Source organism: Pseudomonas sp. NPDC099000 (genome assembly GCF_044759925.1).
GTDB lineage: Bacteria > Pseudomonadota > Gammaproteobacteria > Pseudomonadales > Pseudomonadaceae > Aquipseudomonas.
Window position 1 is genome coordinate 221935 of sequence record NZ_JBIWAF010000004.1, and the last position, 13493, is coordinate 235427.

Genomic DNA, 13493 nt, shown 5'->3' on the forward strand with positions numbered 1-13493 from the left:
ACCACAGCTTCCTAGCCGTAACGACCGGTGATGTAGTCTTCAGTCTGCTTCTTCGCCGGATTGGTGAACAGAGTGTCGGTGTCGCCGAATTCCACCAGTTTGCCCATGTACATGAACGCCGTGTAGTCGGAAACCCGCGCGGCCTGTTGCATGTTGTGGGTCACGATGACGATGGTGAACTTCGATTTCAGTTCGTAGATCAGCTCTTCGACTTTCAGCGTCGAGATCGGGTCGAGTGCCGAACACGGTTCGTCGAGCAGCAGCACTTCCGGTTCCACGGCGATGGTACGAGCGATCACCAGACGTTGCTGCTGACCACCGGACAGGCCGAGTGCCGATTCATGCAGGCGATCTTTGACTTCGTCCCACAGCGCCGCGCCTTTCAATGCCCACTCGACCGCTTCGTCGAGCACGCGCTTTTTGTTGATGCCCTGGATGCGCAGGCCGTAAACCACGTTTTCGTAGATGGTTTTCGGGAACGGGTTCGGCTTCTGGAACACCATGCCGACGCGACGTCGCAGTTCGGCCACGTCTTCGCCCTTACGGTAGATGTTGTGGCCGTACAGGTTGATTTCACCTTCTACGCGGCAACCATCGACCAAATCGTTCATGCGGTTGAAGGTCCGCAGCAGCGTGGACTTGCCACAGCCGGACGGACCGATGAAGGCGGTCACGCGCTGTTTCGGGATGTTCAGGCTGACGTCGTACAGCGCTTGTTTGTCGCCGTAGAACAGGTTCAGGCCCGGTACTTCGATGGCCACGGTTTCCTGCGCAAGGTTCAGGCTCTGCTTGTCGCGGCCCAGGGCAGACATGTTGATGCCGTGGGTATGTGCTTCGTGCTGCATGGGAGGCTCCCTGTGCTGACAAATTCGGTTCGGTTATCCGCTGGCCTCACAGAATGGGCCAGCGGTGTTGCCGTTCTGTAGGAGCGAGGCTTGCCCGCGAAGGCGTCCTTGAGATCGCCTTCGCCGGCTAGCCTGGCTCCTACAGGGAGCGGCGTTGATTAGCTATCCAGCGCTTTGTATTTTTCGCGCAGATGGTTACGGATATAGACGGCCGACAGGTTGAGCGTCGCGATCACCAGCACCAGCAGCAGCGCCGTGGCGTACACCAGCGGTCGCGCAGCTTCTACGTTCGGGCTCTGGAAACCAACGTCATAGATGTGGAAGCCCAAGTGCATGATCTTCTGGTCCAGGTGAAGGTACGGGTAGTTGCCGTCCAGCGGCAGCGACGGTGCCAGTTTCACCACACCCACCAGCATCAGCGGCGCCACTTCACCGGCGGCGCGTGCCACGGCGAGGATCATGCCGGTCATCATCGCCGGGCTGGCCATCGGCAGCACGATCTTCCACAAGGTTTCAGCCTTGGTTGCGCCGAGGGCCAACGAGCCTTCACGCACGGTGCGAGGAATCCGCGCCAGGCCTTCTTCGGTAGCCACGATCACCACCGGCACTGCCAGCAGCGCCAGGGTCAGGGACGCCCAGAGCAGACCCGGAGTACCAAAGGTTGGTGCCGGCAACGCTTCAGGGAAGAACAACCGGTCAACGGAACCACCGAGTACATAGACGAAGAAGCCCAGGCCGAACACGCCGTAAACGATGGCCGGAACGCCTGCAAGGTTGTTCACCGCGATACGGATAATCCGGGTCAACGCGTTCTGCTTGGCGTATTCACGCAGGTAGACCGCGGCCAACACACCGAACGGCGTCACGATCATCGCCATGATCAGCGTCATCATGACGGTGCCGAAAATGGCCGGGAAGATCCCGCCCTCGGTGTTCGCTTCACGAGGGTCATCGCTGAGGAATTCCCAGACCTTGCTGATGTAGAAGCCGATCTTGGTGAAGGTGCCCATGGCGTTCGGCTGATAGGCGTGGACCACTTTGCCGATGCCGATCTCGATCTCTTTGCCGTTCGCATCGCGGGCCGTCAGGCTGTCGCGGTTGAACTGGGCGTGCAGGTCGTTCAGTCGGGCTTCGATGTCCTGATAACGGGCATTGAGCTCGGCGCGCTCGGACTCCATGTCCGCTTGCGCGGCGGCGTCGAGCTGGCCGGCCAGTTCCAGTTTGCGACCGTGCAGACGCACACGTTCCAGACCGGCGTTGATTGCGCCGATGTCGACCTTTTCCAGGGTCTTGAGCTGGGCCGCGAGCTGGTTGACGCGAGCGACGCGGGCCTGCAACTCAGGCCATGCGGCTTCGCCTTCAGCAATGACCTTGCCGTCCTGCTTGACGTTGACCAGGTAGCCGTAGAAGTTGCCCCACTCGCGACGCTCGACGGCCATCAGCTCGGGTGGCGTCTTCTGATTGGTCAGCCACTCGCCGACGATCCAGGTGAAGTCGTTGCCGTTCAGGTCACGGTTGCCGACCTTGATCAGCTCGCGGGTCATGAACTCCGGGCCCTGGTCGGGCACCGGCAGGCCGGCGCTTTTCAGGCGCTCGCGGGGTACTTGTTCTTTCTGCACCACTTCGCCGATGACGAGGTGGTTGGCCTGGCCCGGCACGTCGTAACTGGCGTGCACCAGGTCCGCCGGCCAGAAGTGGCCCAGACCGCGCACGGCAATCACCGCCAGCAAGCCAATGGTCATGATGACCGAGATGGACACCGCGCCACCGCTGATCCAGACGCCCGGGGCGCCGCTCTTGAACCATCCTTTCAGGGAGTTCTGTTTCACAGACTTCTACCTTTCTTAAAGCGACGAGTATTTCTTGCGCAGACGCTGACGAATCAGTTCCGCGAGGGTGTTCATGACGAAGGTGAACAACAGCAGCACCAGCGCCGAGAGGAACAGCACGCGGTAGTGGCTGCCGCCGACTTCCGATTCGGGCATTTCCACGGCAACGTTGGCGGCCAGGGTGCGCAGACCTTCGAACAGGTTCATTTCCATGACCGGGGTGTTACCGGTGGCCATCAGCACGATCATCGTTTCACCGACCGCACGGCCCATGCCGATCATCAATGCCGAGAAGATGCCCGGGCTGGCGGTGAGGATCACCACACGGGTCATGGTCTGCCACGGCGTGGCACCGAGGGCCAGGGAGCCGAGGGTCAAACCGCGAGGTACGCTGAACACGGCGTCTTCGGCGATGGAGTAAATGTTCGGGATCACCGCGAAGCCCATGGCCAGACCGACCACCAGTGCGTTGCGCTGGTCGTAGGTGATGCCCAGGTCGTGGGAGATCCACATGCGCATGTCGCCGCCGAAGAACCAGGTTTCCATGTACGGGCTCATGTACAGCGACAACCAGCCCACAAACAGGATCACCGGAATCAGGATCGCGCTTTCCCAGCCGTCCGGCACTTTCAGGCGGATGGACTCAGGCAGGCGGCTGAAGACGAAACCGGCCACCAGGATGCCAATCGGCAACAGCATCAGCAGGCTGAAGATGCCCGGCAAATGCCCTTCCACATAAGGCGCGAGGAACAGGCCGGCGAAGAAACCGAGGATCACCGTCGGCATTGCTTCCATCAGCTCGATCACCGGTTTGACCTTGCGGCGCATGCCCGGGGCCATGAAGTAAGCGGTGTAGATTGCAGCGGCGACGGCGAGTGGCGCGGCCAGCAGCATGGCGTAGAACGCGGCTTTCAGGGTGCCGAAGGTCAGTGGCGACAGGCTCAGTTTGGGTTCGAAGTCGGTGTTGGCGGCGGTCGATTGCCAGACGTATTTGGGCTCGTCGTAGTTCTCGTACCAGACTTTGCTCCACAACGCGCTCCACGACACTTCCGGGTGCGGGTTGTCGAGCAGCAGCGGTTGAATCTTGCCGCCGGCTTCGACGATCAGGCGGTTGGCCCTTGGCGACAGGCCGAAGATGCCTTGGCCGTCGACCACCTGATCCACCAGCAAGGTGCGGTGGGCGGTGCTATGGAACACGCCGAGCTTGCCGGACGCGTCGAGGGCTACGAAGCCTTTGCGACGCTCTTCGGCGCTGATTTCAACAATCGGCGTGGTGCCCATCTGGAAGGTACGAATCTGCTTCAGACGCAGTTCGCCGTCCGGGTCGCGAGCCATGAACCACTGGGCCAGACCACCTTTGGAGTCGCCGAGGATCAGCGAGATGCCGCCTACCAGTTGGGTGGCCGCGGTGATTTCGGTCTCACCGTTTTCCAACAACTTGTAGCGACCGTTGAGGCTCTTGTCGCGCAGGCTGAACACGTCGGCCTGAGCACGACCGTTGATCACGTACAGCCATTGCTGACGCGGATCGACGAAGATGTTCTTCACCGGCTCGGTCATCTGCGGCAGATCGATACGCTTCTGCTCGTTGGTGACTTCGCCGGTCATCATGTTTTCTTCGCTGGTCAGCGACAAAACATTGAGTTGCGCACCGGAGGAGCCGACCAGCATCAAGGTGGTGTCGGTGGCGTTGAGGCTGACGTGTTCCAGCGCACCGCCCGCTTCGTTCAGCGCAATCGGGGTTTCGCCGTACGGGTATTCGACGGCTGGCGAGATGGTTTTCTTGCCGTCCGGGTAGCTGACTTTATAGGTGTGACGGAACACCAGGGCCTGACCGTTGGACAAGCCGACCGCCACCAACGGGTGACCGGGTTGGTCTTCACCGATGGAGGTGACCGTGCTGCCTGCCGGGATCGGCAGATCGACGCGCTTGAGTTCGGCGCCACTGTCGATATCAAAGAACAGCGCCTGCCCCTTGTCGGAAACCCGCATGGCGACCTGGTTCTGCTCTTCCAGGGAAATCATCAACGGCTTGCCGGCGTCTTGCATCCAGGCAGGCGTGATGGCGTCCTTGGCGGTCAGGTCGGCACCCTGGAACAGCGGCGCGACGACGTAGGCGAGGAAGAAAAAGATCAGCGTGATCGCTCCGAGAACGGCGAGGCCGCCAACGAGGACGTACCAGCGGGTCAGGCGATCTTTGAGCGCTCGGATGCGGCGCTTGCGTTGCAGCTCAGGCGTATTGAAGTCAATTCGCTTGGGGGGATTTGTAGTCATGGTGGAATTGGCCAGATCAGTCATGCGCACACCCTAGCGATCCTGTATGACAGAAAGATGACAATGCAGTGACGCAACAAATCCGCCGCCAGCGGGAACTGGCAGTGGACCGGAAATTTGGGGGCCGGCGTACCGGCATTTGTAGGAGCGAAGCTTGCTCGCGAAGGCGTCATTACATTCAACATCAATGCTGACTGAACCACCGCTTTCGCGGGCAAGCCTCGCTCCTACAGAGTCCGGAAATCATCCCGGACTCAGGGTGTTACTTCTTTGCGACGTTGCCGCCTTCTTGCAGACCCAGGTCAGCCAGTGCTTTTGCAGCAACCTTGGCCGGCAGTGGGATGTAGCCGTCTTTCACTACAACTTCCTGACCCTGCTTGGACAGAATCAGTTTCACGAACTCGGCTTCCAGCGGGGCCAGAGGCTTGTTCGGTGCTTTGTTGACGTAAACGTAGAGGAAGCGCGACAGCGGGTACTTGCCGTTCAGGGCGTTTTCTTCAGTGTCTTCAACGAACTCGGTGCTGCCTTTCTTGGCCAGGGCCACCGTCTTCACGCTAGCGGTCTTGTAGCCGATGCCCGAGTAACCGACGCCGTTCAGCGAGGAGCTGATCGACTGCACGACCGAAGCCGAGCCAGGTTGTTCGTTAACGTTTGGCTTGTAGTCGCCTTTGCACAGGGCTTCTTCTTTGAAGTAGCCATAGGTGCCGGATACCGAGTTACGACCGAACAGTTGAACCGGCTTGTTGGCCAGATCGCCGGTCACGCCCAGATCACCCCAGGTTTTCACGTCGGTTTTAGCGCCGCACAGACGAGTCGAGGAGAAGATCGCGTCGACTTGCTCCATGGTCATGTGCTGGATCGGGTTGTCTTTGTGCACGAACACAGCCAGGGCATCCACGGCGACCGGGATAGCGGTTGGCTTGTAGCCGTATTTGGTTTCGAAGGCTTGCAGTTCGTTGTCCTTCATTTTGCGACTCATCGGGCCCAGGTTAGCGGTGCCTTCAGTCAGCGCAGGTGGTGCGGTAGAAGAACCGGCAGCCTGAATCTGGATGTTTACGTTCGGGTATTCTTTTTTGTAGTTCTCAGCCCACAGGGTCATGAGGTTGGCCAGAGTATCGGAGCCGACGCTGGACAGGTTGCCCGACACACCAGTGGTCTTGGTGTAGCTCGGGATAGCAGGGTCAACAGCGGCAACCGCGTTGGCAGTCGCAACGCCAGCAGCGACAAAAGTCATTGCCGCCATCAAACGCTTCAGTTTCATGCCTTACTCCTAGCAGATAGGTGTGTTAAGTCGGGGCCAAGTATCAGCAGGCCGTGTGAACACTCTATGGCTGAAATATGACAATTGGATGAAAGGCCAGCATGTAGCGACAAATCGTTCCCACGCTCTGCGTGGGAATGCCGCCATGGGCGCTCTGCGTCTGCTGTGAGATGTGACGCGGAGCGTCACGGGATGCATTCCCACGCAGAGCGTGGGAACGATCGGTAACTGACTTAGCGGCCTTTCTTCCAGAGGTACGCACCCACCAGAATCCCGACACCGCAGATGATCGCTACGTAATAGGCAGGCCCCATCGGGCTTTCCTTCAGTAGCAGCGTCACCACCATCGGCGTCAAACCACCGAAAATCGCATAGGCCAGGTTGTAGGAGAACGACAGCCCGCTAAAGCGCACCACCGCCGGGAAGGCTTTGACCATCACGTATGGCACCGCACCAATAGTCCCGACCAGCAGACCGGTCAGGGCGTACATCGGGAACAACCAGTCGGGGTGATTGAACAGGCTGTGATAGAAGGTCCACGAACTGAGCAACAACGCGGCGCTGCCAAACACAAACACTCGGCCAGCGCCGAAGCGGTCAGCCAGGGCACCGGAAGCCACGCAGCCCACACTCAGGAACACAATCGCCAGGCTGTTGGCCTGCAACGCGGTGGTTGGCGAGAAGTGGTAGACGGTCTGCAGCACGGTCGGGGTCATCAGAATGACCACGATGATGCCGGCGGACAGCAGCCAGGTCAGCAGCATGGAAATCAGGATTGCCCCGCGATGGTCACGCAACACGGCGCGCAGCGGCACTTCTTCAGCCAGGGCCTTGCGCAGTTGCAGCTCGGCGAACACAGGGGTCTCGTGCAACCAGCGGCGCAGATACACCGAGAACAGGCCGAACACGCCGCCCAGCAGGAACGGAATCCGCCAGGCGTAATCGGACACTTCCAGCGGGGTGTAAATGCTGTTGATCGCGGTGGCGACCAGCGAGCCCAGGAGGATGCCAGCCGTCAGACCGCTGGTCAGGGTGCCGCAGGCGTAGCCGATGTGCCGCTGCGGCACGTGTTCGGAAACGAATACCCACGCGCCCGGCACTTCACCGCCAATCGCCGCGCCTTGAATCACCCGCATCAGCAGCAACAGGATCGGCGCCCACATGCCGATCTGCGCGTAAGTCGGTAGCAGGCCCATGATCAGGGTCGGCACCGCCATCATGAAAATGCTCAGGGTGAACATCTTCTTGCGTCCCAGCAGATCGCCGAAGTGCGCCATGACGATGCCGCCCAGTGGCCGCGCCAGGTAGCCGGCGGCAAAGATCCCGAAGGTCTGCATCAAGCGCAGCCACTCGGGCATGTCGGCCGGGAAGAACAGCTTGCCGACCACCGTGGCGAAGAACACGAAAATGATGAAGTCGTAAAACTCCAGCGCACCGCCCAGGGCAGACAACGACAAAGTCTTGTAATCGCTGCGGGTCAGCGGACGTGCGGATTGAGTGGACTGCGCGATGCTCGAGGGCGCTGTGGTCATGGCAAGGGCTTCTCTTATAGTCGGATCTGCAACCCCAACAACGCTGGCTGAGGCTTGGGCAGGTCCGGCACGATAGCAAATTGTTCGAAAAAGCACATAGAGGTGCGTATTTGACGGTCAAAATGAGAACCGGACGGTCGTCTCGGAGTCTACCGATCGATATACTCGCTACATTGCGGCATTTGTAAGGGGTTGCTGTGCGAAAACGCGCTGGCTGTCAGGCAAGGTAATTGCGTGGTTCAGTCGCTTTCGCAGAGTTTCCCTTTAGGCGCCTTACGAAAAACGTGACGAACGTAGTATGTTCGGGCTGAATCGTTTTTCCTTGAGACGGCTATTCACCTGAAGTACCAATAAAGAGTCACGGGTCAGAGGCACCCCCGGCATGATAGAGCTCGAACAAGAAGATCCAATTCCGCAAGGCGACCTGGCCCTGCAAATCACCGCGCTTCCGCGTGAAACCAACGGCTTCGGCGATATTTTCGGCGGCTGGCTGGTGGCACAGATGGATTTGGCCGGCACCGCAATGGCCAGCAAAGTCGCTGGCGGACGCGTGGCGACCGTTGCGATTGATCGCATGGCGTTCCTGGTCCCGGTGGCGGTGGGCGCTCAGCTTTCCTTCTATACCCAGGCACTGGAAATCGGCCGCAGCTCGATTCAGATGATGGTCGAAGTCTGGAGCGACGATCCCCTGTCCAGCGAGTGGCGTAAAGTGACTGAAGCCGTGTTTGTGTTTGTCGCGATCGATGGCAGCGGCCGTACTCGTTCGGTTCCTCCACGCGCGCGTTAAACACTGCGACCTTTCTGCGGTCCATTGCAGTCATTGTTCCTGATCGAGAGTTGCCCCATGAGCACGCCCAACGTTGAAGCCGTGAAACTGGATGAACTGAACTGCTGGCGCATCCGCCACGGTCAGGCCGAATTGCTGGTCGCCCAGCAAGGCGCGCACATCCTCAGTTATCAATTGGCCGGCCAACCGCCGCTGATCTGGCTGAACGACGAGGCCGTGTTCAAGACCGGCAAGAGCATCCGCGCCGGCGTGCCGGTGTGCTGGCCGTGGTTTGGCAATCTCCCGCGCAACCCGCAAAGCGTCCAGGCGATGCGCGTCAGCAACGAACCGCCAACCGCCCACGGTTTCGTCCGGGCGATGGATTGGGAATTGGGTGGTATCGAAACCGAGGGTGAGAGCCTGAAGGTGGAATTCATCCTGCCCTACCCCGAAGGTGGCTTTCCGGGCTGGCCGCATCAGGTGGATCTGAAACTGAGCATTCATCTGGATGAGCAACTGCACATCAGCCTGACCAGTCACAACCAGGGCACCGATACCGTCACCATCAGCCAGGCGCTGCACAGTTACTTCGCCGTCAGTGATGTGCGCAATGTGCATGTCGAAGGGGTGGATGGCTTGAGCTACATCGAGACGCTGGAGGACTGGAAAACCAAGACTCAGAGCGGTGAACTGCGTTTTACCGGCGAGACCGACCGCATCTACCTCAACGCCCCGGCGAAGCTGGGCATTGTCGACCCGGCCTGGGAACGGCGCATCGAGCTGACCAGTAGTGGTTCGCGCACGGCGGTGATCTGGAACCCGTGGATCGAACGCGCTGCGGCGTTCAACGATATGGCCGACGATGGCTGGCAGAAGATGCTGTGCATCGAGACGGCGAATGTGATGGATGATGTGGTGACATTGGCGCCGGGTGCCAGTCATACCTTGGGCGTGAGCATCGCCAGTAAACCTCTCTAAGCAACACCCCAAAACACCTGTAGGAGTGAGCCTGCTCGCGATGAGGCCATAACATCCAACATCAATGTTGACTGTTACACCGCCATCGCGAGCAGGCTCACTCCTACATTTTGATCACCTACAGATCCGACTCCTGCACCACCCGCACCTTCGCCGCATCCAGCGCATACGCCGCGTCGGCAAGATCATTGTTGACCTTCTCGACCTTCAGCGTGCCCGTCACCCACAGCGGTGTGTAGATGTCATCCAGCTTCAATCCCTTCGGATAACGCACCAGCACCAACTGATTGGGTGGCGGTGGCGGCACGTGGATGCAGGCGCCCGGGTACGGCACGAGGAAGAACAACGTGCTGCGGCCCTTGGCGTCGGACTCCAGCGGCACCGGGTAACCACCGATGCGGATGATCTTGTCGTTCATCGACGGCACGGTTTTGGTCGAATACATCACCGCCGGCAAGCCCTTGCTTTGCTTCATGCCACCTTTTTCAGTAAAGGTGCCATCGCCTTCCGGGGAGTTGTGGTCGATTTCGGGCATCGCCTCGAGGGCTTTCTGGTCCGACTTGGGCATCAGTTCGAGCCAGTCGGTTTCCGGCAGTTCGCCGGCATGGGCCAAACCGCTGCCCAAAAGGAGGAGAGTCAAAAAAAGACGGCGCATGGAGGTGCTCGGTAAGAAAAGGACTGTTTGACGCCGAGCATTCTAGCCCTCCCCGCGCGCGCCGCAGAGAGGACTTTGTCGCTTGAATCAGTTCTTTCTGATCAAGCCGTAGATCACCAGCAACACCACCGCGCCGACCAGTGCACCGATGAAGCCTGCACCTTCGCCCGCGCGATAGATGCCCAGAGCCTGGCCGCCGTAAGTGGCCGCCAGCGAACCGCCGATACCGAGCAGGATGGTCATGATCCAGCCCATGCTGTCATCGCCCGGTTTCAGGAACCGCGCCAGCAGGCCGACGATCAAGCCGATAAAGATGGTTCCGATAATTCCCATGGCATTTCCCTCTGATTGAATGGCAATGCCCAAAGCCTAGACAGACTTTGGCATCCTGCCATGAGAGAACGGCGGGCCCTGAATGGTTCCGCCGCTGCCACATGAAACTATTCGGCGATGAGCGCTTCGACCTTGAGGATCTGCTGCTCCAGTGTGGCCTTGTCAGCGCAGCGCAGGTTGGCATGACCGACCTTGCGGCCGACCTTGAACGCCTTGCCATAGTGGTGCAGATGGCAATCGGCGATGGCCAGGACCTTCTCAGTCTCCGGCACTTTACCGATGAAGTTGAGCATTGCGCTCTCGCCGACCTTGGCCGTCGAACCCAGCGGCAGACCGGCAACGGCCCGCAGGTGGTTTTCGAACTGACTGCACTCGGCGCCTTCAGTGGTCCAGTGACCCGAGTTGTGCACCCGCGGAGCGATTTCGTTGGCCTTGAGGCCACCGTCGACTTCAAAGAACTCGAACGCCATCACGCCAACGTAGTTCAGCTGCTTGAGCACACGGCTGGAGTAGTCTTCGGCCAGCGCTTGCAGCGGGTGGTCGGTGCTGGCCACGGACAGTTTGAGAATGCCGCTGTCGTGGGTGTTGTGAACCAGCGGATAGAACTTGGTTTCGCCATCGCGAGCGCGCACGGCGATCAACGAGACTTCACCGGTAAACGGCACGAAACCTTCCAGCAGGCAGGCCACGCTACCCAGTTCGGCGAACGTACCGACCACGTCTTCAGGCTTGCGCAGGACCTTCTGGCCTTTGCCGTCGTAACCCAAAGTGCGGGTTTTCAGCACGGCCGGCAGACCGATGGAAGCCACGGCAGCATCCAGGTCGGCTTGCGATTGAATGTCGGCGAACGCCGGGGTGGGAATCCCCAGGTCCTTGAACATGCTCTTCTCGAACCAGCGATCACGGGCGATGCGCAGGGCTTCGGCGCTTGGGTAGACCGGGACGAATTGCGACAGGAAGGCCACGGTTTCGGCCGGGACGCTTTCGAACTCGAAAGTCACCAGATCGACTTCATCGGCCAGCTGACGCAGGTGATCCTGATCGCCGTAATCGGCCCGCAGGTGTTCGCCCAACGCGGCTGCGCAAGCATCCGGTGCCGGGTCCAGAAAAGCGAAGTTCATGCCCAGCGGGGTGCCCGCCAACGCCAACATGCGACCCAACTGGCCGCCACCGATTACACCGATTTTCATCGTCAACAACCTCAGGCGATGCGTGGGTCTGGATTTTCCAGGACGCTGTCTGTCTGCTCAGCACGGAATTTTTTCAGCACCGCGTGAAACTGCGGGTGCTTGGCGCCGAGGATGCTGGCCGAGAGCAGCGCTGCGTTGATCGCGCCAGCCTTGCCGATGGCCAGGGTGGCAACCGGAATGCCCGCTGGCATCTGCACGATCGAGAGCAGCGAATCGACGCCCGAGAGCATCGACGACTGCACCGGAACACCCAGCACTGGCAGGTGGGTCTTGGCCGCACACATGCCAGGCAAGTGGGCTGCGCCACCGGCACCGGCGATGATCACCTCGATCCCACGCGCCTCAGCTTCCTCGGCGTACTGGAACAGCAGGTCCGGGGTGCGGTGGGCAGAGACCACTTTCACCTCGTAAGGAATGCCGAGCTTTTCCAGCATATCGGCGGTGTGGCTAAGGGTGGACCAATCGGACTTGGAGCCCATGATCACGCCAACCAGTGCACTCATCGTCGTGCCTCTTCTCTCTGGGCGCCCGCAGGCGCGTCAAAAAACAACAAGCCACGCAAAATGCGTGGCTTGATTGTACGAATTATGGCCAGTCAAACCGGCCGAAGGCCGCGCAGTATACCTCAATGAAGCAGATAAACAGCCCCTGAAACGACCATCTGTCATACGGCGCAAAGTGCCGGTTTTATTGACTTAAGAGTCAGTCAAATACAACGGGAATCTCTGTGGGAGCTGGCTTGCCTGCGATGACGTCGGAACAGCAAACATTGATGGTGACTGATACACCGCTATCGCGGGCAAGCCCGCTCCCACAGGGTTTTTCATTGTGTTCAAGAACCGGTAGTGCCTTGGGCAGCGCCGCCTTCCAGCTTGCGCCACAACAAGCGCACATTCGCCTTGCGCACCAGTGCACAGCGATACAGACGAATCTCCAGCGGCACATGCCATTGCGGGCCGCCGCAGACGACCAGTTCACCGCGAGCCAGTTCGGCGCGCACACTCAGTTGCGGCACCCAGGCAATCCCCAATCCCTCCAGCGCCATGCTTTTCAGGCTGTCAGCCATGGCGGTCTCATAGATGGTGGTGAAGCGCAGCGCACGCTGACGCAGCAGCATATTGACCGAACGCCCGAGAAATGCACCGGCGCTGTAGGCCAGCAGCGGCACACTGCCTTCGCCTTCCAGGTCGAACAACGGTTTGCCTTCCGCATCCGCGGCGCACACCGGCAGCATCTCGGTGTGGCCGAGGTGCAGCGACGGGAAGATTTCCGGGTCCATTTGCAAGGCCGCGTCCGGGTCATAGAACGCGAGCATCAAGTCACAACCGCCTTCGCGCAGCGCATGCACCGCGTCGCCGACGTTAGTCGCCACCAACCGTGTGGCAATGTTCAGGCCTTCATTACGCAACTGCGCGATCCAGCGCGGAAAGAAACCCAAGGCCAATGAGTGAGCGGCAGCCACTTGCATCACTTCGCCCTGCCCGCCTTCCAGGTGATGAAGGTGGCGCAACACTTCGCCAAGCTGTTCGACCACAGTCCGTGCGGTCACCAGGAACAACTGCCCCGCCGCCGTCAGTTCGACAGGCGTGCGCGAGCGATTGACCAGCGTCAGCCCCAGCGCGGCTTCCAGGCTGCGGATTCGGCGGCTGAACGCGGGTTGCGTCACGAAGCGGCGCTCCGCAGCCTGGGAGAAGCTGCGGGTGGCGGCCAAGGCGCTGAAGTCCTCGAGCCATTTACTTTCCAGATTCATCACGTCCTCCCGGACACGCACCAATTTAGGTCACACGCTCGCCGCACTCGCGGCGTCACATGGGCATTATGCCGAATGTG

General features: G+C 60.0%; 12 protein-coding genes. 2 read left to right on the plus strand and 10 right to left on the minus strand.

Features of this window, described 5'->3' with window-relative positions; genetic code table 11:
* Positions 1-11 precede the first annotated feature (11 nt).
* The 5 genes from pstB to ACIQV9_RS07930 all read right to left on the minus strand — a co-directional run bounded on the left by pstB (position 12) and on the right by ACIQV9_RS07930 (position 7741).
* Positions 12-845, minus strand: a complete 834-nt coding sequence (gene pstB / locus ACIQV9_RS07910; protein ID WP_403099889.1) for a phosphate ABC transporter ATP-binding protein PstB — start codon at positions 843-845, stop codon at positions 12-14.
* A 158-nt stretch (positions 846-1003) separates the two neighbouring features.
* Positions 1004-2674, minus strand: a complete 1671-nt coding sequence (gene pstA / locus ACIQV9_RS07915) for a phosphate ABC transporter permease PstA (RefSeq protein ID WP_403099890.1) — start codon at positions 2672-2674, stop codon at positions 1004-1006.
* A 15-nt stretch (positions 2675-2689) separates the two neighbouring features.
* Positions 2690-4723, minus strand: a complete 2034-nt coding sequence (locus ACIQV9_RS07920) for an ABC transporter permease subunit (RefSeq protein ID WP_403100025.1) — start codon at positions 4721-4723, stop codon at positions 2690-2692.
* 487 nt (positions 4724-5210) lie between these two features.
* Entirely contained in the window at positions 5211-6209 is a 999-nt protein-coding gene (locus ACIQV9_RS07925; protein ID WP_403099892.1) for a phosphate ABC transporter substrate-binding protein PstS, read from the minus strand.
* A gap of 233 nt (positions 6210-6442) precedes the next feature.
* A complete protein-coding gene (locus tag ACIQV9_RS07930) occupies positions 6443-7741 on the minus strand; it encodes an MFS transporter (RefSeq protein ID WP_403099894.1) in 1299 nt (432 codons plus the stop codon).
* A 382-nt stretch (positions 7742-8123) separates the two neighbouring features.
* Between ACIQV9_RS07930 and ACIQV9_RS07935 the strand changes: the two genes are divergently transcribed.
* Positions 8124-8528, plus strand: a complete 405-nt coding sequence (locus tag ACIQV9_RS07935; protein WP_007896491.1) for an acyl-CoA thioesterase — start codon at positions 8124-8126, stop codon at positions 8526-8528.
* A gap of 57 nt (positions 8529-8585) precedes the next feature.
* On the plus strand, positions 8586-9485 hold the full coding sequence (locus tag ACIQV9_RS07940) for a D-hexose-6-phosphate mutarotase (protein WP_403099896.1): 900 nt from the start codon (positions 8586-8588) through the stop codon (positions 9483-9485).
* A 118-nt stretch (positions 9486-9603) separates the two neighbouring features.
* Here the strand turns inward: ACIQV9_RS07940 and ACIQV9_RS07945 are convergent, their stop codons facing one another.
* The 5 genes from ACIQV9_RS07945 to ACIQV9_RS07965 all read right to left on the minus strand — a co-directional run bounded on the left by ACIQV9_RS07945 (position 9604) and on the right by ACIQV9_RS07965 (position 13413).
* On the minus strand, positions 9604-10140 hold the full coding sequence (locus tag ACIQV9_RS07945; protein ID WP_403099898.1) for a DUF3299 domain-containing protein: 537 nt from the start codon (positions 10138-10140) through the stop codon (positions 9604-9606).
* A gap of 87 nt (positions 10141-10227) precedes the next feature.
* Positions 10228-10473, minus strand: coding sequence for a GlsB/YeaQ/YmgE family stress response membrane protein (locus ACIQV9_RS07950; protein WP_131058957.1), 246 nt, complete (start codon positions 10471-10473; stop codon positions 10228-10230).
* A gap of 107 nt (positions 10474-10580) precedes the next feature.
* Positions 10581-11663, minus strand: coding sequence for a 5-(carboxyamino)imidazole ribonucleotide synthase (locus ACIQV9_RS07955; RefSeq protein ID WP_403099900.1), 1083 nt, complete (start codon positions 11661-11663; stop codon positions 10581-10583).
* Between the two features lie 11 nt (positions 11664-11674).
* Complete coding sequence (purE, locus tag ACIQV9_RS07960) at positions 11675-12166, minus strand: 5-(carboxyamino)imidazole ribonucleotide mutase (RefSeq protein ID WP_008150032.1); 492 nt, start codon at positions 12164-12166, stop codon at positions 11675-11677.
* Positions 12167-12495: 329 nt separating this feature from the next.
* Positions 12496-13413: a LysR substrate-binding domain-containing protein gene (locus ACIQV9_RS07965; RefSeq protein WP_403099902.1), complete on the minus strand. Its 918-nt coding sequence runs from the start codon at positions 13411-13413 to the stop codon at positions 12496-12498.
* Between the last annotated feature and the right edge of the window lie 80 nt (positions 13414-13493).

What these genes read in the sequence shown, in the direction of transcription:
- ACIQV9_RS07920 (WP_403100025.1), bottom strand. Translation starts at nt 4,723, where the DNA reads ATGCAAGACGCCGGCAAGCCGTTGATGATTTCCCTGGAAGAGCAGAAC.
- ACIQV9_RS07925 (WP_403099892.1), bottom strand. Translation starts at nt 6,209, where the DNA reads ATGAAACTGAAGCGTTTGATGGCGGCAATGACTTTTGTCGCTGCTGGC.
- pstB (WP_403099889.1), bottom strand. Translation starts at nt 845, where the DNA reads ATGCAGCACGAAGCACATACCCACGGCATCAACATGTCTGCCCTGGGC.
- ACIQV9_RS07930 (WP_403099894.1), bottom strand. Translation starts at nt 7,741, where the DNA reads ATGACCACAGCGCCCTCGAGCATCGCGCAGTCCACTCAATCCGCACGT.
- ACIQV9_RS07965 (WP_403099902.1), bottom strand. Translation starts at nt 13,413, where the DNA reads ATGAATCTGGAAAGTAAATGGCTCGAGGACTTCAGCGCCTTGGCCGCC.
- ACIQV9_RS07940 (WP_403099896.1), top strand. Translation starts at nt 8,586, where the DNA reads ATGAGCACGCCCAACGTTGAAGCCGTGAAACTGGATGAACTGAACTGC.
- ACIQV9_RS07935 (WP_007896491.1), top strand. Translation starts at nt 8,124, where the DNA reads ATGATAGAGCTCGAACAAGAAGATCCAATTCCGCAAGGCGACCTGGCC.
- ACIQV9_RS07955 (WP_403099900.1), bottom strand. Translation starts at nt 11,663, where the DNA reads ATGAAAATCGGTGTAATCGGTGGCGGCCAGTTGGGTCGCATGTTGGCG.
- ACIQV9_RS07950 (WP_131058957.1), bottom strand. Translation starts at nt 10,473, where the DNA reads ATGGGAATTATCGGAACCATCTTTATCGGCTTGATCGTCGGCCTGCTG.
- purE (WP_008150032.1), bottom strand. Translation starts at nt 12,166, where the DNA reads ATGAGTGCACTGGTTGGCGTGATCATGGGCTCCAAGTCCGATTGGTCC.
- ACIQV9_RS07945 (WP_403099898.1), bottom strand. Translation starts at nt 10,140, where the DNA reads ATGCGCCGTCTTTTTTTGACTCTCCTCCTTTTGGGCAGCGGTTTGGCC.